The organism is Vreelandella sp. GE22 (genome assembly GCF_968212445.1).
On record NZ_OZ309110.1, the window covers coordinates 2,632,213 to 2,653,930 of the forward strand.

Consider the following 21,718-nt stretch of genomic DNA (forward strand, 5'->3'; position numbering starts at 1 on the left):
CCCCCTTTTAGGAACCCTTGTATGACGGCCTCTGTTACATCATCGCCCGCCGGGCTGGTCGAGGGATATCTTGAACGGCCAGGCAACACAGCGCCCGCGGCTTTTGACGCCATGCTGGATCAAAAGGGCCAGCTGCGCCCCGGCTGGCAGGAACTGCTCGATTGCCTCGACGCGCTCGGCGAGCAGGGCCGCTACCGCCAACAGGAGGATATCCAGGCGCTGCTGGCTGAAAACGGCGTGATCTTCAACATGCACGACGAGAGTCAGCGCCGCGCCTGGCGGCTCGACCCGCTGCCCTGGGTGATCGACCAGGCCCAGTGGCAGGCGCTCGAGGCGGGGCTCGTTCAGCGAAGCCGTCTGTTCAACGCGATCTACAACGATATTTACGGCGCGCGGCGCCTGTTCGACGCCGGGCTGTTGCCAATTCAGGCACTACTGGCTTCACCGGATTACCTGCTGCCCTGCCATGGCGCTCAGCCCGGCGGGCGGGCGCCGATCGACTATCACGGCGTCAACGTCATTCTGGACAGCGAAGGCCACTGGCGGGTGGTGAGTGACCGCCTGCAAACGCCTTCGGGCACCGGCTTCGCGCTGGAAAACCGTATTTTGATGGGTCGGGCGCTGCCGCAGATGTATCGCAACGCACCGCTAAAACGCCTCGCGAGCTTTCTGGATGCCCATCACCGAACGCTCACCGTGCTGGCCTACCAGCATCGCGATAACCCCACCGTGGTCCTACTGACGCCGGGCCCGCAAAGCTCGCGCTACTTCGAGCACGCCTACCTTGCCAACTACCTCAACATCGCGCTGGTCAAGGGCCAGGATTTGGTAGTACGGGACGGCCAGCTCTGGCTACGTACCCTGGGCGGGCTAAAGCCTGTCGACGTGGTACTGCGCTACTGCCGCGACGCCGAGTGCGACCCGCTGGAGCTCGACGACGGTTCCGGCATCGGCGTGCCCGGGCTTTTACAAACCGCGCGCACCCAAGGAGTGGCGGTTTCAAACGCCCTCGGCGTTGGGGTACTCGAAAACGGCGCGCTGGCCGATTACCTGCCGGCGCTTTGCGAGCACCTTCTGGGGGAGCCTCTATTGCTGGCCGCCGCCGATGCGCAGACCGCCTCGGCAACGCTGCCGGTATTCGATGAAAAGCTCAAAACCCTCGGCCCGGCCACGTTCAACCTGCGCTGCTTCGTGGCCCGCACGCCTAGAAGTGCGACGGCCACCGGCGCCCCCCGCGAGGAGTACCAGGTCATGCCCGGCGGGCTTTGCTGGCAGGGCGCGCCGGGCGCGCCGTCGCTCGAAAGCCCGGTGGTGAAAGATGTATGGGTGACCGCGGCCAGCGCCCAGCCCCACGTAAGCCAGCTCAAGCAGGCCCGCGGGCCCATCGTGGTCACCCGCGACAACGAAGACCTGCCCAGCCGCGTGGCGGAAAGCCTTTACTGGTTGGGCCGCTACGGCGAACGCCTGGATAGCCGCGCGCGGCTTTTGCGCGAGGCGCTGTTGCGACTAATGGAGTACGACCAGGACGCCATTGCCGACCAGGTCCTGGACGAGCTTTTGCAAGCGCTCGACCTTTGCGACAAGCCAGAAGCGCAGGGCTCTACCCGGCCGGCCGGCTTTTTGGCCAAGCAGACGGCGCTGCTGGTCCAGTTCGACAGCAATGATCACCGCGCGCTGCAGCCGCTTTTCTCGCAGCTTTTGCACAACGCGCAAAGCGTGCGCGACCACCTGGGCGACGACTCCTGGCGCGTTATTCACCAGCTTCGCCACCAGCTCGATACGCTGCATCCAAGCCTTGATACCCGCGGCGCGCGGCGCGCCTGCGAAAGCGTCTTTGCCCAACTGGCGGCTTTTTTCGGGCTTTGCAACGAAACCATGCCCCACCACTACGGCTGGCGATTTTTGGACATCGGCCGCTTTCTGGACCGCGCGCTGGGCCTTTTAGGGCTTTTGAAGCTCACCCTCAATGCCCAGCCTGAGCGCCGCCTGGCGATGTGGGAAGTGGTGCTGGCCACCACCGACAACTTCACCGCCTACCGGCGGCGCTACCGCAGCGAACTCCACCCGGCGGCCATCATCGACCTTTTGTTGTTCGATGAAACCAACCCCCGCTCGGTGGGCTTCATGCTCAAGCGGCTCAATAAACAGGTCGAGCGCCTGCCGGGTAGCGACACCCCCTACCGCAACGCCGAGCGCCGCCTGCTGATCCAGGCCAACGCCGCCCTGCACCTGGCCGACATCGACCGTCTAAGCCACCTAAGCGATACCCCGGAGGCGCAGCAGGCGCTTGGGCAATTGCTCGACGAACTGCTGACGCCGCTCAACGCCCTCTCCGATGCGATCAGCCATAGCCACTTCAGTCACGTGGAACGCGCCCGCCAGCTGGTCAGCATGGAGCGCGACGAATGAAGTACACCCTGCGCCACACCACGCGCTATCACTACAGCGCGCCGGTCACGCTGTGCCATAGCGAAGCACGGATGCTACCGCGCAAAACGCCTCACCAGCAGTGCGGCGCCTCGACGCTTGCCATTACACCCACGCCCCACCACCAGGCCGAACGCCGCGACGTCTTCGGTAACCGGGTGCTCTATTTCGCGGTGGAAGCACTTCATCAAACCCTCGATGTGACGGTGACCACGCCGATCAAAACACGGGCAATGAACGCGCTACCCGCCGCCTCGGCGAGCTGGGAGCACACCGCCGAGCTTTTGAAGACCACCCCGCGCTTCGAGACCGAACTTTACCGACTGGACTCGCCCTTCGTGCGGCGAAATCGCGAGCTTGGCGATTTCGCCCGGCAGTGCTTTACGCCCGGTCGCGGGCTCATCGACGCGGCCATAGCGCTCAATGGCTACGTATATGAGCACTTCGAGTACGACCCCAGCTTCACGACACTGGCTACGCCAATCAACGAGGTATTGGCCAGCCACCGCGGGGTGTGTCAGGACTTTGCCCACTTGATGATCGGTGCGCTGCGCTCGATCGGGTTGGCCGCGCGTTACGTGAGCGGTTACCTGGAGACCGAGCCGCCACCGGGCCAGCCCCGGCTGGTGGGGGCGGATGCCTCCCACGCCTGGCTTGCGCTGTGGATTCCCCAGTGGGGGTGGCTGGCACTGGACCCGACCAACGGGACGTTTGCCGGTGAGCGCCACCCGGTGGTGGGATGGGGGCGCGATTACTTCGATGTCGCCCCGCTGAAGGGGGTGATGAATGGCGGTGGCGGCCACCACGTGGAGGTCGAGGTGGACGTGCTGCCGCTAGGCTAGACACCCGCCCACCTGGCGGCTCAGGCGGCCTCGTAGGCCGCTTTCAGCCGGTAGAACTCGTCGACGATGGCCGACATCTGGTCGTCGTCGTAGTCACAAAGCCCGCTGACCACGAGCTTTTTGGACCCGACCCCGACCGACTCCCCCTGGGATTCGATGGCAAACTCCAATAGCGCTTCGGCGCGCTTGCCCTGAACGCAGAGCGACGAGTCGGTCAGCGCCAGGTTGGGCGTAAAACCGTCCAGACGCGCCAGCGAGAAGCCCATGCTGTCGTAGATCACCAGCGGGCGTTTAGGGTTGAACATGACGCCATGCTCTTCCATCAGCGGCTTCAAGTAGTGCGGGAAGTTCTTTCCCGAAAACGCCACGTAGCAGCGCGCGAAGCCTTCGACCACGTCCGGCTCGAAGGTGACATCGCCCTGGCGGGTAACGTGCAGGTAGCACTTGCCCGTGTCGTCGCATACGTGGATCTGGCCATCGTCGGCTTCGCAAAACTTGAGCGGTGTCTGTGCCGCGACCATGTTGGTGAAGCGAAATTCCATGTGGCGCGATAATCCAAACCTGGCTAAAACGAGTGTGAATAGCAGGTCACCGGGCACGCAGAAGCGCCGCGCATCCGGATTATGGATAGGGTTGTAATCGCCGGCGACGCCTTTGGCGAAACGGCTGGCCTGCTCGGCGGAGATCACCACATAGTCCCCGCGCTGCGTGTAAAAATCCTTGAACATGGCTTTGCTGCCTGCCTAGCGTTGAAATCGAAAACCCATCTCAGTCCCTTGTCGCGCATAATGCCATAAAACATGCGCCGAAAGGAGCCATTATCAAAAGCCGATCGTCCCGCAAAACCGCTCCTTACTCGCGATGGCTACTGGCACTGATTATAGTCCTAATCAGCGCCTTCGTACTTTCTGTTACCTGGTGGCTTGCCACGACCCTGGTGCTCAACAGCCAATGGATGGCCGGTAAGCTCTCGAACCTCGACGGCGTCGACATTCAGTGGCAGCGCGCAACGAGCCCCCACCCGGGCCAGTGGGAGGTCGAAAACCTCACCCTGACCCGCCAGGACCAAGCGCTTCCCGTTAGCCTCGAGGCCGAACGCGCTACCCTTTCGCTCTCTTTGCTGGCGCTATTACGCGGCGCGCTGCACATTCACGCCCTGGACGCCGAGGGCATACGCCGCTTTCAGGTAGGCGATATCGCCCTGGAAGCCGAAGGCGAGCTCCACCTGCGAGACAGCGAGCTAAGCGGCGACACGCCGGCAGCCAGTGACCTCATGCTAGCCGTCACGCAAGGCCGCCTTTTGCGCCCAAGCGATGGCGCAATACTCGCCCGCGACATCCAACTGAATGCCCGGGCCACGTTGGCCCCCGTCGTCACCCGCCTTGATGAGCCGCAAACCCTCACTCCTGCCCTGCTCGAGGCGCTTTCAGCGCGGCTGGACGCCTCGGCCAGCGCCGATGCCTGGGATGTCTTCATGCCCTACCTAGAGGCACTTCCCTGGCTTGGGCTTTCCGGCAGCGGCGCCCTCGAGGCCTCGCTTGGCCTCGAGAACGGCGTGCTCACCGAGCAAAGCGAGCTGGTTCTGAGCGCGCCAGCGCTTCGCTTTAGCGTGGATACCGCGCCACTGCTCGATGTGGCCCAGTCGCAAAGCGAGGCCATACAAAGCGCCACGGGAAACGGCCAGGTACGCCTGGGGGTGGACGATAGCAAGCTTCACTTTTTGGCCACACTCGAGGACGTCGTGCTGGCCGACAGCGCCCCTTATGCCACCGATACCGCGCTAAGCGTGGCGACCTCGATACCCAATCGGCGCATCGACCGGCTCGCGCCCCCTAGCGGCGCCACACTCGAACTCGAAGGCCGCGTCACGCGGCTCAATATGCTCGACCGCTACGCAAGCGCCGCCGCCCCCGCGCCGCTGGCCTTTACCGGCCAGGGGCGGCTGCGCGCCTACGCAGAGGTGCAGGACGCCGCGCTTCACCGGGGCGAGATCCGCATCGAGGCCCAGGCGCTAAGCGTCGCCTACCAGGCGTTTCAGGCCCGAGGCGACGGCGTCCTTACCGCCGAGCGTCTGCCCCATGCGCCGCTAAAAGCGCGGCTCGTCCTCGATAAGGCCATCCTGACCCATCACGAGCGCACCCTGCTGGCGGATGCCGAGATAGCGTTGGACCTTGAAAGCCCGCTGGACGACGTGGGGCTGGAGCACGTTAGTGCCAACCTTGCGTGGCAAAACGCGCGCCTGCCAAGCATTGCCGCGCTCACCCCCTACCTTGACGCCGCGCTGCCAGCGCCTGGCGCGCTTGCCCTCGTCAGCGGCCAGGCCCGCAGCCAGGGTGCGCTCTCGATCGACAACGCCCTGTTGAGCGGCGAAGTCACGCTTGCCGGCGAACGCTGGGTCACCCGCCTGGCCGATGACACCCAACCGCGCACGCTGACAAGCGACGCCGAGCTTGCGCTCACGATCGCCAGCGCCTCGCTCGACGGTGAAACCTTCGATTTGAGCGGCTCCTCGCTTCGCTGGCAGGTGGGAAGCGCCGACGCCCCGGAGGAGCGCCTGGAGAGCGCGCTGCGGCTACGCCAGGGGCGTTTTCAGCGCCAAGGCGGCGTTACCGCGGGGCGGTTCAACCTGCAAGGCGGCGTTCAGCAGCTCGGCTTTTTGAACGCCTTTTTGCCCGAGGGCCACGGCCTGGCGCTGGCCGGGCGCGGCGAGCTCTTTCTGGATGGCGCGTTTCGTGGTGCTGAGCTGCTCGCCCCCACTCGGCTGCGCGTCAATGCCAACGCTTTAGAAGCGCACTTTCTGGACTACGTGGCCGCCGGCCGCGGCGAGCTGACCGCCGAGATCACCAGCGCCGACGACGCCTCGCTGACGCTGGGCATTCCCCAATTCACGCTGCTGCGCGAAGGCGACGACCGCGCAGCACTCGCCGGGCGCCATTTGGCGCTGACCACCCAAACCGCACACTTTCGCCAAGCCCGGCAGTCACCTTCCCCGGAACACTTCACGACGCGCATTGCCCTGCCGGTGGTCGAGGTGCCGGACATCACCCGCTACGGCGACTACCTACCGGATACCGACGGTTTTGCGCTGTTGGGCGGCCAGGCAAGCCTTGAAAGCGAGTGGCGCCTGACCGGCTACCAGGCCGAAGGTGAGATCACGCTGCGCGCCTTCGAAACCGAGCTTGCCCTTCTCGAGCAGCGCCTACGCGGCGACATCGAGCTTCACCTGGCGCTTAGCGAAGGCGACTGGCAAAGCCGGCGTTTTCGCGCAAGCGACTCCTCCGTCAAGCTCGAAAACGTGTTCCGGCTCAGCGAGCAAGGCGCCCAGGACGCCGGCTGGTGGGTGCGCCTGGCGATGACCGATGCCGCGCTCACCTGGGGCGAGCCCATTCATCTGAAGAGTTCGCTGCGCCTTTCCATGCGCGACTCCGGCCTGCTAGCGCGGCTCTTTTTGACCCGCGCGCGGCAAAACGACTGGTTGGGCCGGCTGCTCGACGTGCGCGGCATCGAAGGCGAGGCGCAGCTTGAGATGAGCGGCGAGCGTATCGCACTTCACGGGATCTCCCTGCGCGGCGGGCCGCTGCTAATGCTTTCGGATATCATCCTCGAGCAAAAAAGCGTCAGCGGCGGCCTCTATGTCCGGCTGGGCGCGCTTGGCCTGGGCGTCGAGCTGGTGGAGAGCGAACCCAGCCTGCGCCTTTTGCAGCCCAGGCGCTGGTTCGACCGCTGGCGCCAGGCCAGACGCCAGCCGCGCCCGTAACAGCGGGTTAGCGCTTGTGCTCAGGGCGCTCCCGGCGAATCATGCGTACTCGCTCCCGGGCCTTTTGCGGGGTCGACAGGGGCGCGCCGCTGTCATCCGCTTTGGGTGCCACGTTGACCCAGGCAAACTGCGGCAGCGCCAGGTGCCAGCGAATGGCGGCCAGGCGAAGGCCCAACGTGACCGCCAGCGAGGCGGCGATGGTGATAGAAAGCGGCGCGGCCAGCGTGTAGAGCCCCGCATAGACGATGGCGCCGGCCATGGCGGCGGTGGCGTAGATTTCCTCGCGCAGCACCATCGGCACGCGCTGGGCGAGCAGGTCGCGCAGCATGCCCCCGGCCACGCCGGTCATGATGCCCATGACCACCGCCACCACGCCCGAAAACCCTAAAAAAAGTGCCTTGTGCGTGCCGATCACCACGAAAAGCGCCAAGCCGAAGGCGTCCGCGACGGGCAGGAAACGCCGCGAAAGACGATGCATGTAGTGAAAGCCCAAAAGCGATACACCGACGGTCGCCAGGATGACCCACAGATAGGTCGGGTCGCTCACCCAGAAAACCGGGTGAATACCGAGCACCAGATCGCGCAGCGTGCCCCCGCCGATGCCGGTCACCGCTGCCAGCACCAGCATACCGAACGGGTCCATTCGCGAACGACAGGCCAGCACGACCCCGGACAGCGCAAAGACGATAACCCCGGCCATATCAAGCCAGTACACCACTCCCGACACGTGACTCTCCTCGTGATTGCGCGCACCCAAACAGGGCGCGCGGCGGCTTTTATTGCGGTAAGCTAGCACTAACGCGCATTTTAACCTACGCGCGAGCGCCATTTGTCGGCGGTTTGAACCGGCGCCTTAAAGAAGGAGGAACGTCTATGGAGTGGAACCCCGCCTACGGCTGGCTGGTGCTGGCCCTGCTGCTTAGCCTGGCCGAGCTTGCCTCCGGCGCAATGCTGCTGCTGGCGCTGGGCGTGGCCGCCGCGTTGACGGCGATGGTCACCCTGTTGGGCCTTACCTTCCCCTGGCAGCTCGTCAGCATGGGCATATTTGCCGGCCTGCTGGTGCCCATAGCCATCATGGTCATACGCCCACGCTTTTCACCCCGGGGCGTGGCTTACGGCACGACCGGCACCGGCGTGGAAAAAGGCAACCGCTACACCACGTTGAAGCGCGATTACGATAACGCCACGGGCATCAAGGTCAACGGCGATTTTTACCGCCTGCGCGTGCTCGAAAGCGGCGAAACCGAACTTCCCGCCGGGTCACCCGTGATCTTCAAACGCTTCGAAGGCACCACCGCCCTTGTCGTGCTTACACCCCCACCCGAACCCTCCTATCCCCCGGACAACGCCAACCACGAGGAACCCTGACCATGGATCTACCTATCAGCCCGGGCTTGATCATAAGCCTTATTATCGTCGTGATCGGTATCGCGATCATCGCCAAAGGCTTGGTGATCGTTCGCCAGTCCGAAGTCATGGTGGTCGAGCGCCTTGGCTCGTTCAACCGCGTGCTGGAAAGCGGGATCAACATCATCATCCCATTCATCGAGCAGCCCCGGGCGATCACCATGCTGCGCTATCGCAAGCTCGGTGAAGAGTACCAGGCGATCACCACCGACGAGACGCGTATCGACCGCCGCGAAACGGTCATGGACTTTCCGGGTCAGCCGGTAGTGACCACGGATAACGTCACGGTGCGCATCAATGGCGCGCTCTACTTCCAGATCATCGACCCCAAGCGAGCGGTGTACGAGGTGGCGAACATGAGCCAGGCCGTCGAGGTACTCGCCAAGACGACGCTGCGCTCGGTGGTGGGCAAGATGGAGCTCGACAAGCTGTTCGAGTCCCGCGCCGAGGTGAACAATGAAATTCAGGCCGCGATGGAAGAGCCCGCCTCCAAGTGGGGCGTGAAGATCTCGCGGGTCGAAGTGCAGGATATCGCCATGCCCGACGAGGTCGAAACCGCCATGCGCTTGCAAATGGCCGCCGAGCGTAAGCGCCGGGCCACGGTGACCGAGGCCGAGGGCGAGAAGTCCGCGGCGATCGCCATGGCCCAGGGTCAGCGTGAATCCGCCATCCTCAACGCCGAAGGCGATAAGCAGTCGGCGATTCTGCGCGCCCAGGGCGAGCAGGAGTCCATCAAGCTGGTGCTCAACGCCATCGGCGAAAGCGACGACGACAAGCGCACCGTGGTGGGGTATCTGTTGGGCCAGAGCTACATCAAGGTGCTGCCCAACATGGCCAAGGACGGCGAGCGGGTGTTCGTACCCTACGAGTCCTCGGCGCTGCTGGGCTCGATGGGCATGTTCCGCGAAATGGCGGGCTCCCCGGAAGACACCGTGAAAAGCCACCTGCGAAACAGCGATTTCACCCGAGCCGAGCGCCAAAGTGCGTTTCAAAGCGGTGTGGTGGGTGGCGCCGCCGGCCAGTAAAGCGCCCGGGCGCAGGTTCTACTAAAAGCGCCTTGTCGAAAAGCCGAGCCTCAATGCTCGGCTTTTTTTATGCCGGCTATCCTGGTCAGCTAGCGCTTGTCATGAAGTGTTCGATAAATAGCCGGTAATCCTGCTCGACGCAGTCGGCGTACCCTTTGGCAAAGCGCGACACGCTGTCGATAAACGCGGCTTCGTGCCCTTCGATACGCTGATACACCGCATCGGCGAAGCCCTCCTCCCCTCGCGCCAGCGCTTTGGCCCCCTGTACGTGCCCGGCGGCGAGAATTTCGCCCCACTGGCGCGCAAGCTTGCGATACACCTTGGCCCCCTTGAGCTTTTTGGCAGGCAGACGTTTGGCAAAGCCGGGCATGCGGCGCACACCAAACACCCGGTCGTTTAGCGTCAGCCAGCCCAAATACGCATCGTCGTGGGCGGCCAGGGCGTGAAAGGCGGCGGCGTGGCGCAGCCCCTCGTTGGGGAAGAGCTTTCGCCAGCCCTGCTGGTCGGCCTTGCCCAGCAGGTGATACGCCTGGGGCGGGCGCTGCTCCTTGACCTCGATCAGCACATCGTCGTGCTGGCCATCGCCTCCGCCCTCCAGCAGCACGTAGTAGTGCTCGAGCCCCGAGGCGTTTAGCCGCCGGGCGGTGTCCTTCACCCGAAAGTGGTTCCCATCCCCCTCTTTAGCGCTGGCTTGCAGGGTTTGCTGATACTCGTTTTCGATGATGCGCTTGAGCTTGCTGGCAACGTCCGCCGGCAAGTTGGCAAGCTTGCCCGGCCGCGCAGCGAACTGGCGCCCTTTGGTATCCGTAAGCTCGGTCCATTTTTCCAACGAGCGCTGAGGGTGCTGCTTGTCCGCCACCTTGCCGAGAAAATCCTTGAGCGGGCCCTTGGCGCTTTTCAACCCGCCCGCCTTGAGGGTTTTACCCTCACGGTGCGCGCTCAAGGCTTCAAGATAGCCCGTGGCGAGCTCATTCAATGCCTGGTCGACGGCCTTGGCGGAGAGCCCGGCGTTTTCCCGCGCTTCCAGCACCAGGCTGGTGGCCAGGCGCCAGAGATCGAATTGGTAGTCGCCGATCAGGGCCCGGTCCACGCCCTGCAGCCCAAACCGGACAGGCTCGCCAGGGTAGGCCGATGCAGCAAAGCGGCAAAGCTGAGCGTCGCCGTGCAGCCAGGTTTGCGTTGCCGGCCAGCCGCCGAATAGTGTAAAGCGCCAGTCGCTCCACACGTCCTGCCAGTAAAGGACGTCCGCGGCATCAAAAAACCGCGCCGGCGATGCCGCCATTTGGGCGAATTGGGTCTGACGCTGTGCGCTGGAAAGCGCTTCATTGGCGCCATAAAGCGCTCCGATGACCTGTTGAGGGCGATTGCGCCCGGCTAGCCGTTGGCTCATGGCACTGCCTTATTGGGTGGACGTTGTCGATACATGCTGACCCACCATCCTCGCCTTTTTTCATTAAAGGATTAAGACAGTGACCTGCCTTGCCGAAAGCCCCGGGGCGCGGCGATGCGGAAAAACCGCTCGACCACGCTCGCCTCGACCGCCGGTGTGACAAGCGAGACCGCCACGAACACCGGCAGATTGAGCATCAAGCCCCAGAATCCGGCGTGAATCCCCAGCGGATGCGACCAAAGCGTCGTGAACGCCACCGTGATGACGAACCCCGCCAAAATCCCCGCCATGACGCCGAGCTTCGAGGCTCGCGGCCAGAAGAACATGCCGATGAACGCCGGCAGCACTTGGGACGCAAAGCCCAGGCCCACGAGCAAAATCATTACCAGGCTGCCCGGCTCGGCAATCGCTAGCGGCGCGATCACCAGCGCCATCACCGGCAGCACCAGCCAGCGGGCAAGTTTCGCCGTGAAGGCGTCCGAGAGTTTGAAAAGCGGCTGCAGCACATCCTTGGTAGTCGAGAGCGCCACCGAGTGGATGAACGGCTCGCTCGAGGACATCGAGGCGGCCAGCGTGCCGGCACCCAGAAGCCCGACCAGCACCACCGGTAGATGCGCCATGGCGTACTCCAGCACCACGGTGTCGGCCCGGGCCAGATCCGGCAGCGAGTAGATACCGATGAAGCCGACCACCACCATGGGCAGGATCACCACGTAGTAGGTAGGCAGCCAAGTGGCGCTTCGCCGAATCGTGCGCGCCGATGACGCGCACATCCACTGGGTCCACACCGGGGGCATGAACGAAAACATCGAAACGATGATCGAGGTGGTCCAGAAGCTGAAGCTCATGTCGCCACCGGCGCCGGGTAGCGTGAGAAACGCGCCGTGATCCGTCTGAATACGCTCGAACACATCGGCAAAATTCAAACCACCGGTCGCACTGTGTACCGCCCATAGCCCGACCGCCCAAGCCACCACCAGCATGAGCGCGCCCTGAAAGGCGCTGGTCCGGCCGATGGCACGCTGGCCGCTGACATAGAGATACACCGCGATGCAGGCAAGCACGATGATCACGCCCAGCCAGACCGGTATGGCCCCGCCGCTCATAACGAACAAAATGTAGGCCGAGCCCACGGTTTGCAGCACCGCGTAGGCGACAGATCCCACCGCCATGACCAGCGCGGCCAAAGCGCCCAGCGCCGGGCTCTGGTAGCGATCCGCAATGGCGCTTGCCTGGGTCACGTGGCCAAACTGTTCGCCGAACTGCCACACTTTTGGACCGAAGTACCAAGCCACCAGCGCCAGATACGCCAGATAAATCGCGACATAAAACACCGCCACGCCCTTCGAGTAGGCCCAGCCCGGCGCGCCCATGAAGGTGTAGGCGCTCACGCTGCCCGCCGCGATCAATAGATAAAGCGTGACAGGGCCCATGCTACGCCCGGCCACGCCCCACTGCTCGAGGGTATCCATACGGTGCCCGGCGCGGGCCTTCAAGCCGATCGTCATGGCGATGGCGACGTACCCAAGCGTAATGACCAGCGGCCAGAGGCTATTCATGGCCGTCCCTCTCGACGATCCGGTTGCCTACAAGCATCACACCTACGCAGGCGAAGATGACCCCGTAGCTCCACACGATCAAAAGCGGCAGCCCCCCTACCAGTAGCGCTTGGTTGACCAGACCGATCACGGGCCAAATACCGGCCAGCACTAAAACGATAAAGGCGATCAAAAGCCCCCACCCGGCACGGGAGGTGGGCAAGACGAACGAACGTCGCATAACGGTTCCCCTGATGTCGCTATTGCGTCAGCGTTGATGACTTATGAGATGGCAAGCAGCGCCCTGGACACACAGGCGCACACCAGTGCACCTAATATTTCAATTTTTATAAGCGTGTGTCCACTTTTTGTGTGCGCTATTAGTCTAATGCGGCGTTTAGAGCTTGGAGGGAGTCGGTTAGAAGGGCGAGGCAGGTGTCCACCGCGACGCTTTGCGTGCGGTGACGATAGATGCATAGATCCATACGGGCGGGCTCCAGCTCGTTGGGCCCTAGCGGTACGCTGACGAGTTCGCCGCGCTGACACTCGCGGGCCACCGTCATGGGCGGCAAAATCAGCACCCCCGCCCCGTTCAGCGCCAGCGCTTTCTGGGTTTCAAGCGAGGCGGTATCGAACGATGGCAAAAGCTGAATGCCCGCTCGGTGGGCGCTGCGCTCGAAGGCCTGGCGGGCGCCGAACGTCTCGCCGGGCAAAATGATGCGGTGCCCGGCCAACGCCCGGAGCGACACTTCACGGGCACTTGCCAAAGGGTGATCTGCCGCCATGACGGCGTGATGCTCGAGCCGCGTGCTTTCCAGAACGACGATATCGTCGTGGCGCGGTGTGAAAAACGAAAGCCCGATATCCGCGGCACCCAGACGGAGATGCTCGACGACCTGCCCGGCGCTGGTAATGTCGATATCGAAACGTAGCCCCGGGTAGCGCCGCCCCATGTCGGCCAGGGTAGGTGCCAATAGCCCGGCCACCACGCCTTCGGCGGCAACCAGGCGAACACGCCCGGTACGCCGGCCCTGCAAGTCGGCGATATGCTCATGGACGCGTTCCATATCGCGGAGGGTATGCCGAGCCTGGGCGGCGAGCAGCTCGCCTGCCTCGGTCAGATGGATGCCGCCAGGGCCGCGCTCTAAAAGGGGCGCACCCAGTTCCTGCTCTAGCATATCGATCTGGCGGCTGATGGCCGTCGGCGCGATATTGAGCCGAGCCGCCGCTTGGCGCAGCGAACGACAGCGGGCCACGGTATCGAAATAGTGCAGCGCGCGGCCGCTGATCATGACGTTTCCTCACTGTTTTCAACCGTCAACGGGCGCGTCATGATCGTCACCTTCTCCCCGGCATAGGCGATTCGCTCGATTTCCTGCCAACCCAGACGTTGGTAGAGCGCCTGCTGATCCGGCGTATAAAGATAAAAGCGCGCGATAGCGTTTTCACGCGCTTCGCGCTCCACGCGTTGAACCAGGCGCGAAGCAATCCCGCGCCCACGCCACTCGGGTAACACGTACACCGAGGCAAGCCAAGGCGTAAGCTCCGGCCTGCTTGTTACATCGTCGGCAATCAGGCTGGCGGTGCCTACCGCCACGCCGCTTTTCAGCGCCACGAACAGCGACGGTACGCCGCACTTGCCGCACTCTTGGCGCGTCTCTTCGAGCGCCTCGGCAAACGTGCGCTCCGGATGCAGCTGCTGCCCCCAGGTGTCAAACGTCCACCGGGCGACGATGGGCACATGGCCGCTATCGGCGAACATCCGCTCGATCGAGATATCCTGCATGGGTCGTCCTGGTTGCCTCGGGGGAAGTTGTTTGTGAAAAGTCGCTTGTGGAAGACACGTTCCCGGCTCACGTATTCTGCCGAACGAACTCGAAGATTTGCGGGTGCCGCTCGCAGTAAAAGAGGTAAACAAGTCCCACCGCTCCCCAGTCAAGGTTCGCCTCCTCCTCAGAGTCGATCTGCACCAGGAACGTCATGGGGGCTTGGCAGTGCGGGCAGTCTGGCACGTGTTCGCCCTGCAGGTAGTGCGGGTAGCCGCCTTGCCAGCTCTTCAGCTCATCGAGACAGCCCGCCCGCGTCGTGGCATCAAACAGCGCCTGCCAAGGGCTTCCCGGGTCGAGCTCGCCGCAAAGCGCTTCGGCCTGTGGTGAGTGGGTATCGACCCCCTCCCAGTCCGGCAGTACCCGCGCCGAGTGCGTGGTGATCCGACACGGCGTGGTCGCGTCATTATCGGCACAGGGGCGCTCGAGGAGGATCTGCCTGTCGCTTGCGGGCGCCTGGAACCACTGCGCGTGCCAGAGCGCGCGGTCGCGCGGGTCGTCCCCGAAGGGCAGGCAGTAAAAGCAGTAATAGAAGACGAACAAAGCGTTCGCCGACGCATCATGCATCTGCAGGATGAACGAAAGCGGCTGCTCACAGAGACCACACGTCGGCCACTCGGTGCCCGTCTCGGCGTAGGGCACGCCGCCGAACTTGCTCGCAAGCGTAGGCCCCGCCATGGCCGGGTCGGCTTGGGGCGTCAGTACCTGTACGTCCCTGATCAGCGGGGCGAGCAGAGCGTCGAGACGTTCTTGCATGGGCGGCTCCTGATATCGATTGGACGACTCTAACCTAAAACCCGCCAGGCGATAAGCGACTCGGTCCGAGCGGCCGGGACTTGCCCCCTTGAAACGCAAAAAGCCGGGCAGTCGCCCGGCTTCACACTCTTGCATCAACAAGCGGTACGTTAGCGCTCGCTTAGAACATGGTGTTCTCGTTGGCGGATTCTTCCGGCACGATTTGGATAACGTCCCAATGCTCGACGATCATGCCGTCTTCCACGCGGAAGATATCGACCACGGCTTCGCCCGGGTCGTCCTCACCGTTGGTGGAGTGTACGTGCAGCCAGACCAGATCACCGTCGGTGGCGCTGCGGGTGATATCCGCATAGGAATCCGGGTTCTCTTCGAAGAACTCCGAGAAGTAGGAGACGAAGGGCTCCTTGCCATCCGGTACGCCGGGGTTGTGCTGGATGTAGTCGTCGGCCACGACCTCTGACGCCTCGTCGGTTTCGTGGTCGTTGAAGAAGCGCTCGTAGAACTCGACGACCAGCTCGCGGTTGGCCTCCTCGGCCGCCAGGTCGCGCTCACTGGTTTGGGCAAACGCCGCGCCGTTTAAAAGGGCAGTCGATAGTAACAACGCCGCGGCGGGTAACACGCTTTTCTTGAGTAACATGATGATGTTCTTTTTTATCAGTAGCCAACGGTGAAGCGTTAACGGATATGCTCGGGTTTTTCCAGCTCGTCCTTGCCCGGCCGGTGCGCTCGCCGGGTTCGAACTCTGCCGAGGGCGACAAGAAGGCCCACTCAAGGTCTCCCGCCTGCTGGCGTTTTTCAAGAAATATCGAACCACTCTGCGACACGGTATGACCGCTAGATCAATGGCAAAGTGGGGGCTCAAAGAGAAACTGCGAGCGCGGGTCACGGCGCTCGAACATGGCGCGGTAAACGGCGTCGTACTCGCTCTCGGTAAAAGCGTGGTCAGGTACCGTTATCAGAGTAGCCGGGCGCAGGCTTCACCATCTCGATATGCGGGATGCCGTCCTCATCGAAGGGCGCCCCAACCGGCGCAAAGCCAAGGGACTCGTAGAACGCGGTCAAATAGACCTGGGCGCCGATACGAATACCCTGCCCGGGAAACATCTGCTCGGTAAAGCGAATCGCCTCCACCATCAGCGCACGGCCGTATTCCCGCCCGCGATACGCCTGGACGGTCATCACCCGCCCGATCGAAGGCTCGGCGAATTTATCCCCTGGCCCCACCAAGCGAATATAGGCGGCAAGCTCCCCTTCGACGGTAGCGCGTAGATGCCACGCCAGCGGGTCCAGCGCGTCGATCTCCTGATAGGCGCAGGCCTGCTCGACCACGAATACTGCCTCACGCGCGCGGGCGATCGTGTAAAAGGCACGGACATCGAGTTCATTGAAACGCGACCAATTGAATTCCAGCGACACAGAAGCCTCTCTCTAAAGGGTGATCGGACAAATACGTCGCAGTATAGTAACAACGCGCACGACGCTGACTATCTACTTGTCACCAGTTCCCTACGGTCAACGGATAAAGCGCATATAACGCAACATAAAGCAGGCCCGCCAAAGCGGCACCGAAAGCCATGTGTGCGGCGTTCTTTGCCTTGTCGGTGCGACTCGTGCCGGAGGTATCAAAGACGGCGACGTCTTTACGCGCCATGAGCAACACCAGCAAAAAGCAAAGGCCAGCTACGACAATCCCCGCCCAGACGCTCACCATGATCGTTAGGCCAACCAACAGAAGTGGCGCAACAGGCAGCAGTACCAAAAGCGGCAAAAGCGTTTTTTGTCGGCCGAACTCATCGTACATCACGGACTCGGCGTACAAATTTCGCATGATGCCGGGGGTAAAAATCAGAAAACCTAAAAACGCTGCGATATCTACCATGGGAGGACTCTTTTGATCATTCGCCTTTGAACGTACTCATTCGAACCGGATGACCTGAGCTTGCGAGCGCGGGCCGTTATTCTTTCATTAATATCAATTATCGTTAACATTTTATCTATTGAACGACGATATCAACGCCGCGCGAGGTTACTCCTGACCTGCAAGCGTTGGATTAACCTTCATGGGAGTTTCATGATCCTTCCCCCGACGTGCGCTACGGCGTTCCGCATTCTGCCCCTTCTTCTGCTCACGATGCTCTGGAGTAGCCCTACCTTGGCCCAGCAACGCGATCCGCAACAGTCCATAGGCCACACCGTTTTGGATGAACGGCTGGAAACGTACCGCTTCGAGCGCTTTTTGGTCGGAAGCGAAAAGCGCTGGCGCGTCACGCTGGGCATTCCGACAGAAAGCGCCCCCGAAAACGGGTTTCCGGCGTTCTGGATGCTCGACGCCAACGCCGCGCTGATGGAATTCGATACCGGCCTGCTCGACTCCCTCGGCGAGCAGGGCGTTCCACCGGTGTTGGTATTCGTCGGCTACGACAACGACCTGCGTATCGACCGCCGACGACTACAGGACTACACCTTTACCGCGCGCCCCCTCGAGGACGGCGAGCCCTCGCCGGAATACCCGGGCGGCGGCGCCGACGCCTTTCTGGAGGTAATCGAAGGCCAGGTTCGCGCGGAGATCGAAAAGCGCGTGACCACCGACCCGGCGCAGCAAACGCTCTGGGGCCACTCGCTGGGCGGGTTGTTCGTGTTACATACGCTGTTTACCCGGCCTGACGCATTCACCACCTACGCCCCGGGTAGCCCATCGCTTTGGTGGGCCGACGGCGCCCTGCTCGGCCAGCCACAGCGCGGCTTCACGACCCGCTACGCGGGCCAGCCGGTACGGGTGCTGCTGAGTCTGGGCGGTAGCGAGCGCGAACGCGACCACAGCCACCGCGACCTGAGCGACCCGCGCGTGCAGGCGCACGTTCAGCGCATTTCGAGCGTAGCGCCAGACGCCCCGGAAAGATTGGCCGAGCGCCTCGACGCCATGGACGGCATCACGGCAAGCTACCGCGAATTTCCAGGCATGGGCCACGGCCAAACCTTTCGCGCTTCGCTGATGGATGCCCTTCATCAGATCACGGGCGTCGCCATTATCGACGCGCCGCGTTAAACACCCGCCACTCTTTCCGCCCGCCGGCCCGGCCTATGGCGGGGCGCCTCGCGAGCGCTAACCCACCCGCCAGCGAAGCGGCGCCGTGTCCTCGAGCACGCCCGTTTCATCCCAGTCGTCCCACCCGGCGAAGGGGATCGGCCGCTCCTGGGTAAGCTTTTGCACGCGCTCGGCCCAGCGCTCTTTGCACCCTTGTAGATGTTCGACCAGCGCCTCCTGTTGTTGATATTCGATACCGCCGCCCTGTACCCCATAGCTCACCTGGGGCGCCAGCACCTCGAACCCCACGTAGTAGAGCGACGAGTGGATCGGCCAGAGCCAGACAGCCATGTCCCCGGCGCGACCAAAGGGCTGGAAGGCTTGCCGGGGCGAGCCAGCGGTGATCGAGAGCAGCGCCCGCTTGCCCTGGAAGTAGCCGTGGTTATACCGCATCCGGCTGGTGTAGCGCCCCCGTAAACCAGCACACGATCGAACCAGCCTTTCAAGATGGCCGGCTGGGCGTGCCACCAGAGCGGAAATTGAAAAATCACCAGGTCCGCCCACTCGAGCCGCTCGAGTTCGCGCGCAACGTCCGCCGGTAGCGCCTGTTGCTCGTAGTGCGCGCGCTGTTCATCGAGCGGGGCGAAGACCTCGTCATTGTGGCGCCCGTAGTGTTCGGCGCGCTCGACCGGGTCGAAGCGCTCGGCGTAGAGGTCGTTGACCTCTACCGTATGCCCCGCGCTGTGTAGCTGATCAACCGCGGTGTCGATCAGCGCGCCGTTGAACGAGCGCCGCTCGGGGTGAGCTGAAATGATCAATATGTTCATGTCCAACCTTCGCTGTCACTGAGTAGAGTGACAGGCTACCCTGTTCGCATTTGTCGCCCCATTCCCTAAAAATGACAAGTGGATTTGCATGAATGCACAGCAGTTGAAGTGGGATGACTTGCAGGTGGTACTCGCCGTCGCTTCACAGGGTTCGCTCTCTGGCGCCAGCCGAGCGCTGCACGTTAGCCACGCGACGGTCTTTCGTCGGCTCAACGCGATTGAAAAGCGCCTGAACGTCACGCTGTTCGAGCGCCATCGCCACGGCTACACCCCAACGCTTGCGGGCGAAGACCTGGCGGCCACTGCCGAGCGGGTACAGCATGAGGTGTACGGCGCCGAGCGGCGCATCGTCGGCCAGGATCTCACGCTTTCGGGCACGCTGCGTATCACCACCACCGACACACTGTTCGCCGGTCTTTTAAGCCCGGTGTTCGCCGCGTTTCGCAAGCGCCACCCGGATATCGACCTCGAAGTGGCGATCTCCAACCAGCGCCACAGCCTCTCGCGCCGGGAAGCGGACATCGCCATCCGCCCCACCCGCACCCCGCCGGAGGCGCTGGTCGGGCGTCCGCTCGGCGAGGTGGCCCTGGCAGTGTATGGCCAACGCACGCGTTGGCAGGCAACGCCCACCCCTCGCGCGCCCGGCGCCCTGCTCGATGAGTGCTGGGTAGGCCCGGACGTTCACTTGGGCGACGCCATTTTGGAGAACTGGATGAAGGATAAAAACGCCGCCTACCGGCTGGATAGCCTGCTGGGCATGCAATCGGCGGTGCGCGAGGGCGCTGGCATAGCGGTACTCCCCTGCTATCTGGGCGACGGCGATAGCGCTTTAGTACGCTTGAGCGATCCCATCGAGGCGCTCGCAACGCCGCTTTGGCTGCTCACCCACCCGGATCTTCGCCAGGTAGCACGCGTACGAGCTTTCATGGAGGCGGTGACGCAAGCAGTTCGGCGCACGTCTGTTTATAGTTGAGCGCCTTTTAGCCGGCGTAAAAGCGCGTCCAACCCCATAGCAACAGCAGCGCGAACAGAAGCCACACCAGCGTGGCCACGGTCAGGGTTCCGGTCAGGGTGAGCCGGTAGCTTACGTAGTAGATGGCAACGAGATAAGCCGCGTAGGGAATCAGCGAGCAGAGCCCGAACAGCGCCGTGGTGCGCAGATCCGCCATGCCGCGCTCGGAACCTACGATGTAGTGCGCAATCAGCGCAAAAGTGGGAAACAGCGGCACCAACCCGGCGATGAAAAAGCTTTTGGTGCGCGACAAAAGCGCAATAAGCAGCACCGCCAGCGCCCCAAGCAGACATTTCAACAAAAGCGCCATCGTGCGTTACCTCTCGTTTTCCTGGACGTCGTTTTCCTGGGTGCGCTGATCAAGACTTTCCAGCATCTGCTTGAGCAATACATCGAGCTCGCCGCGCTGCGCATTATCCAGGCTGCTGACCAGCGCCTGCTGCGTTTCGACGTGAGCGGTCACGGCGGCATCGATCAGCCCAAAGCCTTCTGTTGAAAGTGAAATCAAAAAACCGCGCCCGTCGTCCGGGTTTTTGACTCGTTCGACGAGCCCCGCTTTTTCGAGCTGCTGAATCCGATGGGTCATGGTGCCCGAGGTCACCATGGTCGAGGCCATAAGATCGCTTGGTGAAAGCGCGTAGGGCGGGCCTTCGCGCCGGAGCGTGGCGAGCACGTCAAAGCTCGAGTCGCTCAGCCCAAACGCCGCCCAGGTGGGTTCCATGGCGCGCATCAGAGCATTATGCAGCCGCTTGAGTCGCCCAAGCGTGCCCATGGCCGCCACGTCCAAGTCCGGGCGCTCTTGCTGCCACTGTTTGAGTATTCTATCGACGTGATCCATGCGCCAAGCTTACGTTTTTTTATCTTGACGTCAAGGTAAAGCCCCGGATACCTTGATATCAAGATATTTCTACGGAGCCTTGTCATGCAGCGAACCGATTCCGCCCTCTCACCCTCTGCCACTTCGCCCACCTCGAGGCGCCTCGCTTCGCTGCTCTTTTTGCTGACCGGGGGCGCGCTGCTGGGCCTTTCGACCAACCTGGCCAAACAGGCCGGAGAGATGGCGCTTTCACCGCTGGCGTTTCTGTTCTGGTCGCTTGGTGGGGCCGCACTCATCCTGCTGGCCCTGGCGGCGGCTCGGGGGCGGCTGCCGCCGGTCAACGCCCGCACGCTGGAGTACTATACGGTGTCGGCGCTGGTCGGCGTGGCCGGATCCAATCTGCTCTTCTTCTCCGCCATCGCGCATATCGGCGCCGGGTTCGTGGCGCTGGTCATCACGCTGCCGCCGCTTTTGACCTATCTGGGCGCGCTGCTTCTAAAAATGGAGCGCTTCCAGCCAAGCCGTGGGCTCGGGGTACTCTCGGCACTGGCGGGGGCGATAGTTCTGGCCGCCCACAAGGTGGCCGCCCCGGATGCGGATGTACACTGGATTCTATTGGCGCTGCTCGGCCCGGTACTGCTGGCGATTGGCAATATTTACCGCACACTGCGCTGGCCGGCCGGCGTCTCTGGCCAGGCACTGGCGCCTGGCATGCTAGTGGCCGCGGTGGTACTGCTGCTGGGTGTGGGCTTTTTGCCCGGCTTCTCGCTCGCCGTGCCCCACCTACGCCCCGGTCTGGTCGCGTTGATGGCGCTACAGGCGTGCGTCTTCGCCGGTCAATTTCTGCTGCTCTTTCTGCTGCAGAAAACCGGCGGCCCGGTGATGCTGAGCCTGCTGGGCTCCGTCGGCGCGCTATTCGGCGTACCGGTGGCGATCTTTTTACAGGGCGAAAGCGTCCCGCAAGGGCTCTTGCCGGGTGCGCTACTGATCGGCGCGGGTATCGCGCTGCTCAACGTTGGCAAAGCCAAGCCGCTTTCCTGAGTTCGGCTATCAGCCAGAAAGGTTTCGA

Annotated in this window: 22 protein-coding genes and 1 pseudogene; 8 read left to right on the forward strand and 15 right to left on the reverse strand. The window is 63.0% G+C overall.

All coding sequences use genetic code 11. The features are described from left to right. The first annotated feature begins 21 nt into the window (after positions 1–21). Together ACWHRL_RS12375 and ACWHRL_RS12380 are read left to right on the forward strand one after the other, a co-directional pair. Entirely contained in the window at positions 22–2,409 is a 2,388-nt protein-coding gene (locus ACWHRL_RS12375) for a circularly permuted type 2 ATP-grasp protein (RefSeq protein ID WP_447893894.1), read from the forward strand. Then, positions 2,406–3,269 (forward strand): transglutaminase family protein, encoded by an 864-nt coding sequence (locus tag ACWHRL_RS12380; RefSeq protein ID WP_447893895.1) that lies wholly within the window; start codon positions 2,406–2,408, stop codon positions 3,267–3,269. Before ACWHRL_RS12375 ends, ACWHRL_RS12380 begins: the two co-directional genes overlap by 4 nt. Before the next feature lie 20 nt (positions 3,270–3,289). Here the strand turns inward: ACWHRL_RS12380 and ACWHRL_RS12385 are convergent, their stop codons facing one another. Next, positions 3,290–3,997 (reverse strand): DUF3581 family protein, encoded by a 708-nt coding sequence (locus ACWHRL_RS12385; RefSeq protein WP_447893896.1) that lies wholly within the window; start codon positions 3,995–3,997, stop codon positions 3,290–3,292. Positions 3,998–4,206: 209 nt separating this feature from the next. Between ACWHRL_RS12385 and ACWHRL_RS12390 the strand changes: the two genes are divergently transcribed. Beyond that, on the forward strand, positions 4,207–7,026 hold the full coding sequence (locus ACWHRL_RS12390; RefSeq protein WP_447893897.1) for a hypothetical protein: 2,820 nt from the start codon (positions 4,207–4,209) through the stop codon (positions 7,024–7,026). A gap of 7 nt (positions 7,027–7,033) precedes the next feature. Here ACWHRL_RS12390 and ACWHRL_RS12395 read toward each other — a convergent pair whose 3' ends face one another. Then, positions 7,034–7,753, reverse strand: a complete 720-nt coding sequence (locus ACWHRL_RS12395) for a trimeric intracellular cation channel family protein (protein WP_447893898.1) — start codon at positions 7,751–7,753, stop codon at positions 7,034–7,036. Between the two features lie 146 nt (positions 7,754–7,899). Here ACWHRL_RS12395 and ACWHRL_RS12400 point away from each other — a divergent pair, with 146 nt between their 5' ends. After that, positions 7,900–8,394, forward strand: coding sequence for a nodulation efficiency, NfeD-like protein (locus tag ACWHRL_RS12400; RefSeq protein WP_447893899.1), 495 nt, complete (start codon positions 7,900–7,902; stop codon positions 8,392–8,394). Positions 8,395–8,396: 2 nt separating this feature from the next. After that, positions 8,397–9,458 (forward strand): SPFH domain-containing protein, encoded by a 1,062-nt coding sequence (locus ACWHRL_RS12405; RefSeq protein ID WP_447529446.1) that lies wholly within the window; start codon positions 8,397–8,399, stop codon positions 9,456–9,458. Between the two features lie 85 nt (positions 9,459–9,543). On the opposite strand, the gene ACWHRL_RS12410 is transcribed toward ACWHRL_RS12405, so the two are convergent. The 9 genes from ACWHRL_RS12410 to ACWHRL_RS12450 form a co-directional block, all read right to left on the reverse strand. Then, positions 9,544–10,848, reverse strand: a complete 1,305-nt coding sequence (locus ACWHRL_RS12410; protein WP_447893900.1) for a DUF2252 family protein — start codon at positions 10,846–10,848, stop codon at positions 9,544–9,546. Positions 10,849–10,919: 71 nt separating this feature from the next. Beyond that, positions 10,920–12,407 (reverse strand): sodium:solute symporter family protein, encoded by a 1,488-nt coding sequence (locus ACWHRL_RS12415; protein ID WP_447529448.1) that lies wholly within the window; start codon positions 12,405–12,407, stop codon positions 10,920–10,922. Beyond that, a complete protein-coding gene (locus ACWHRL_RS12420; protein WP_447529449.1) occupies positions 12,400–12,627 on the reverse strand; it encodes a hypothetical protein in 228 nt (75 codons plus the stop codon). The genes ACWHRL_RS12415 and ACWHRL_RS12420 overlap by 8 nt, the downstream gene beginning before the upstream one ends. A gap of 139 nt (positions 12,628–12,766) precedes the next feature. Next, entirely contained in the window at positions 12,767–13,678 is a 912-nt protein-coding gene (locus ACWHRL_RS12425) for a LysR family transcriptional regulator (RefSeq protein WP_447893901.1), read from the reverse strand. Continuing rightward, the gene (locus ACWHRL_RS12430; protein WP_447893902.1) at positions 13,675–14,172 is read right to left on the reverse strand and encodes a GNAT family N-acetyltransferase; all 498 of its coding nucleotides are present in this window, start codon (positions 14,170–14,172) and stop codon (positions 13,675–13,677) included. The genes ACWHRL_RS12425 and ACWHRL_RS12430 overlap by 4 nt, the downstream gene beginning before the upstream one ends. Before the next feature lie 67 nt (positions 14,173–14,239). Beyond that, on the reverse strand, positions 14,240–14,968 hold the full coding sequence (locus ACWHRL_RS12435; protein WP_447893903.1) for a DUF1963 domain-containing protein: 729 nt from the start codon (positions 14,966–14,968) through the stop codon (positions 14,240–14,242). Positions 14,969–15,128: 160 nt separating this feature from the next. Further along, positions 15,129–15,605 (reverse strand): nuclear transport factor 2 family protein, encoded by a 477-nt coding sequence (locus ACWHRL_RS12440; RefSeq protein WP_447893904.1) that lies wholly within the window; start codon positions 15,603–15,605, stop codon positions 15,129–15,131. Positions 15,606–15,910: 305 nt separating this feature from the next. Next, on the reverse strand, positions 15,911–16,384 hold the full coding sequence (locus tag ACWHRL_RS12445) for a GNAT family N-acetyltransferase (protein ID WP_447893905.1): 474 nt from the start codon (positions 16,382–16,384) through the stop codon (positions 15,911–15,913). Between the two features lie 79 nt (positions 16,385–16,463). Further along, positions 16,464–16,847 carry a hypothetical protein gene (locus ACWHRL_RS12450; RefSeq protein WP_447893906.1) on the reverse strand — a complete coding sequence of 128 codons (384 nt, stop codon included), beginning with the start codon at positions 16,845–16,847 and terminating at the stop codon, positions 16,464–16,466. A 273-nt stretch (positions 16,848–17,120) separates the two neighbouring features. On the opposite strand from ACWHRL_RS12450, the gene ACWHRL_RS12455 reads away from it, so the two are divergent. After that, positions 17,121–18,014 carry an alpha/beta hydrolase gene (locus tag ACWHRL_RS12455; protein ID WP_447893907.1) on the forward strand — a complete coding sequence of 298 codons (894 nt, stop codon included), beginning with the start codon at positions 17,121–17,123 and terminating at the stop codon, positions 18,012–18,014. Between the two features lie 57 nt (positions 18,015–18,071). Here ACWHRL_RS12455 and ACWHRL_RS12460 read toward each other — a convergent pair whose 3' ends face one another. Together ACWHRL_RS12460 and ACWHRL_RS12465 are read right to left on the reverse strand one after the other, a co-directional pair. Further along, the gene (locus ACWHRL_RS12460) at positions 18,072–18,275 is read right to left on the reverse strand and encodes a hypothetical protein (protein WP_447896202.1); all 204 of its coding nucleotides are present in this window, start codon (positions 18,273–18,275) and stop codon (positions 18,072–18,074) included. A 9-nt stretch (positions 18,276–18,284) separates the two neighbouring features. Beyond that, a pseudogene (locus tag ACWHRL_RS12465) lies at positions 18,285–18,820 on the reverse strand (NAD(P)H-dependent oxidoreductase); the annotation flags it as partial. Between the two features lie 88 nt (positions 18,821–18,908). On the opposite strand from ACWHRL_RS12465, the gene ACWHRL_RS12470 reads away from it, so the two are divergent. Beyond that, the gene (locus tag ACWHRL_RS12470; RefSeq protein ID WP_447893909.1) at positions 18,909–19,793 is read left to right on the forward strand and encodes a LysR family transcriptional regulator; all 885 of its coding nucleotides are present in this window, start codon (positions 18,909–18,911) and stop codon (positions 19,791–19,793) included. 7 nt (positions 19,794–19,800) lie between these two features. On the opposite strand, the gene ACWHRL_RS12475 is transcribed toward ACWHRL_RS12470, so the two are convergent. Both ACWHRL_RS12475 and ACWHRL_RS12480 read right to left on the reverse strand, forming a co-directional pair. Beyond that, entirely contained in the window at positions 19,801–20,142 is a 342-nt protein-coding gene (locus ACWHRL_RS12475) for a GlpM family protein (RefSeq protein WP_447529457.1), read from the reverse strand. A gap of 6 nt (positions 20,143–20,148) precedes the next feature. Then, positions 20,149–20,670, reverse strand: a complete 522-nt coding sequence (locus ACWHRL_RS12480; protein ID WP_447893911.1) for a MarR family winged helix-turn-helix transcriptional regulator — start codon at positions 20,668–20,670, stop codon at positions 20,149–20,151. 84 nt (positions 20,671–20,754) lie between these two features. Here ACWHRL_RS12480 and ACWHRL_RS12485 point away from each other — a divergent pair, with 84 nt between their 5' ends. Then, the gene (locus tag ACWHRL_RS12485; RefSeq protein WP_447893912.1) at positions 20,755–21,690 is read left to right on the forward strand and encodes an EamA family transporter; all 936 of its coding nucleotides are present in this window, start codon (positions 20,755–20,757) and stop codon (positions 21,688–21,690) included. Positions 21,691–21,718 lie beyond the last annotated feature (28 nt).

Bases quoted from the DNA above. Each gene is read 5' to 3' on its own strand.
- ACWHRL_RS12415 (WP_447529448.1), bottom strand. From the start codon at position 12,407: ATGAATAGCCTCTGGCCGCTGGTCATTACGCTTGGGTACGTCGCCATC.
- ACWHRL_RS12440 (WP_447893904.1), bottom strand. From the start codon at position 15,605: ATGTTACTCAAGAAAAGCGTGTTACCCGCCGCGGCGTTGTTACTATCG.
- ACWHRL_RS12380 (WP_447893895.1), top strand. From the start codon at position 2,406: ATGAAGTACACCCTGCGCCACACCACGCGCTATCACTACAGCGCGCCG.
- ACWHRL_RS12450 (WP_447893906.1), bottom strand. From the start codon at position 16,847: ATGGTAGATATCGCAGCGTTTTTAGGTTTTCTGATTTTTACCCCCGGC.
- ACWHRL_RS12410 (WP_447893900.1), bottom strand. From the start codon at position 10,848: ATGAGCCAACGGCTAGCCGGGCGCAATCGCCCTCAACAGGTCATCGGA.
- ACWHRL_RS12480 (WP_447893911.1), bottom strand. From the start codon at position 20,670: ATGGATCACGTCGATAGAATACTCAAACAGTGGCAGCAAGAGCGCCCG.
- ACWHRL_RS12430 (WP_447893902.1), bottom strand. From the start codon at position 14,172: ATGCAGGATATCTCGATCGAGCGGATGTTCGCCGATAGCGGCCATGTG.
- ACWHRL_RS12475 (WP_447529457.1), bottom strand. From the start codon at position 20,142: ATGGCGCTTTTGTTGAAATGTCTGCTTGGGGCGCTGGCGGTGCTGCTT.
- ACWHRL_RS12485 (WP_447893912.1), top strand. From the start codon at position 20,755: ATGCAGCGAACCGATTCCGCCCTCTCACCCTCTGCCACTTCGCCCACC.
- ACWHRL_RS12420 (WP_447529449.1), bottom strand. From the start codon at position 12,627: ATGCGACGTTCGTTCGTCTTGCCCACCTCCCGTGCCGGGTGGGGGCTT.
- ACWHRL_RS12385 (WP_447893896.1), bottom strand. From the start codon at position 3,997: ATGTTCAAGGATTTTTACACGCAGCGCGGGGACTATGTGGTGATCTCC.
- ACWHRL_RS12375 (WP_447893894.1), top strand. From the start codon at position 22: ATGACGGCCTCTGTTACATCATCGCCCGCCGGGCTGGTCGAGGGATAT.
- ACWHRL_RS12470 (WP_447893909.1), top strand. From the start codon at position 18,909: ATGAATGCACAGCAGTTGAAGTGGGATGACTTGCAGGTGGTACTCGCC.
- ACWHRL_RS12425 (WP_447893901.1), bottom strand. From the start codon at position 13,678: ATGATCAGCGGCCGCGCGCTGCACTATTTCGATACCGTGGCCCGCTGT.
- ACWHRL_RS12400 (WP_447893899.1), top strand. From the start codon at position 7,900: ATGGAGTGGAACCCCGCCTACGGCTGGCTGGTGCTGGCCCTGCTGCTT.
- ACWHRL_RS12405 (WP_447529446.1), top strand. From the start codon at position 8,397: ATGGATCTACCTATCAGCCCGGGCTTGATCATAAGCCTTATTATCGTC.
- ACWHRL_RS12435 (WP_447893903.1), bottom strand. From the start codon at position 14,968: ATGCAAGAACGTCTCGACGCTCTGCTCGCCCCGCTGATCAGGGACGTA.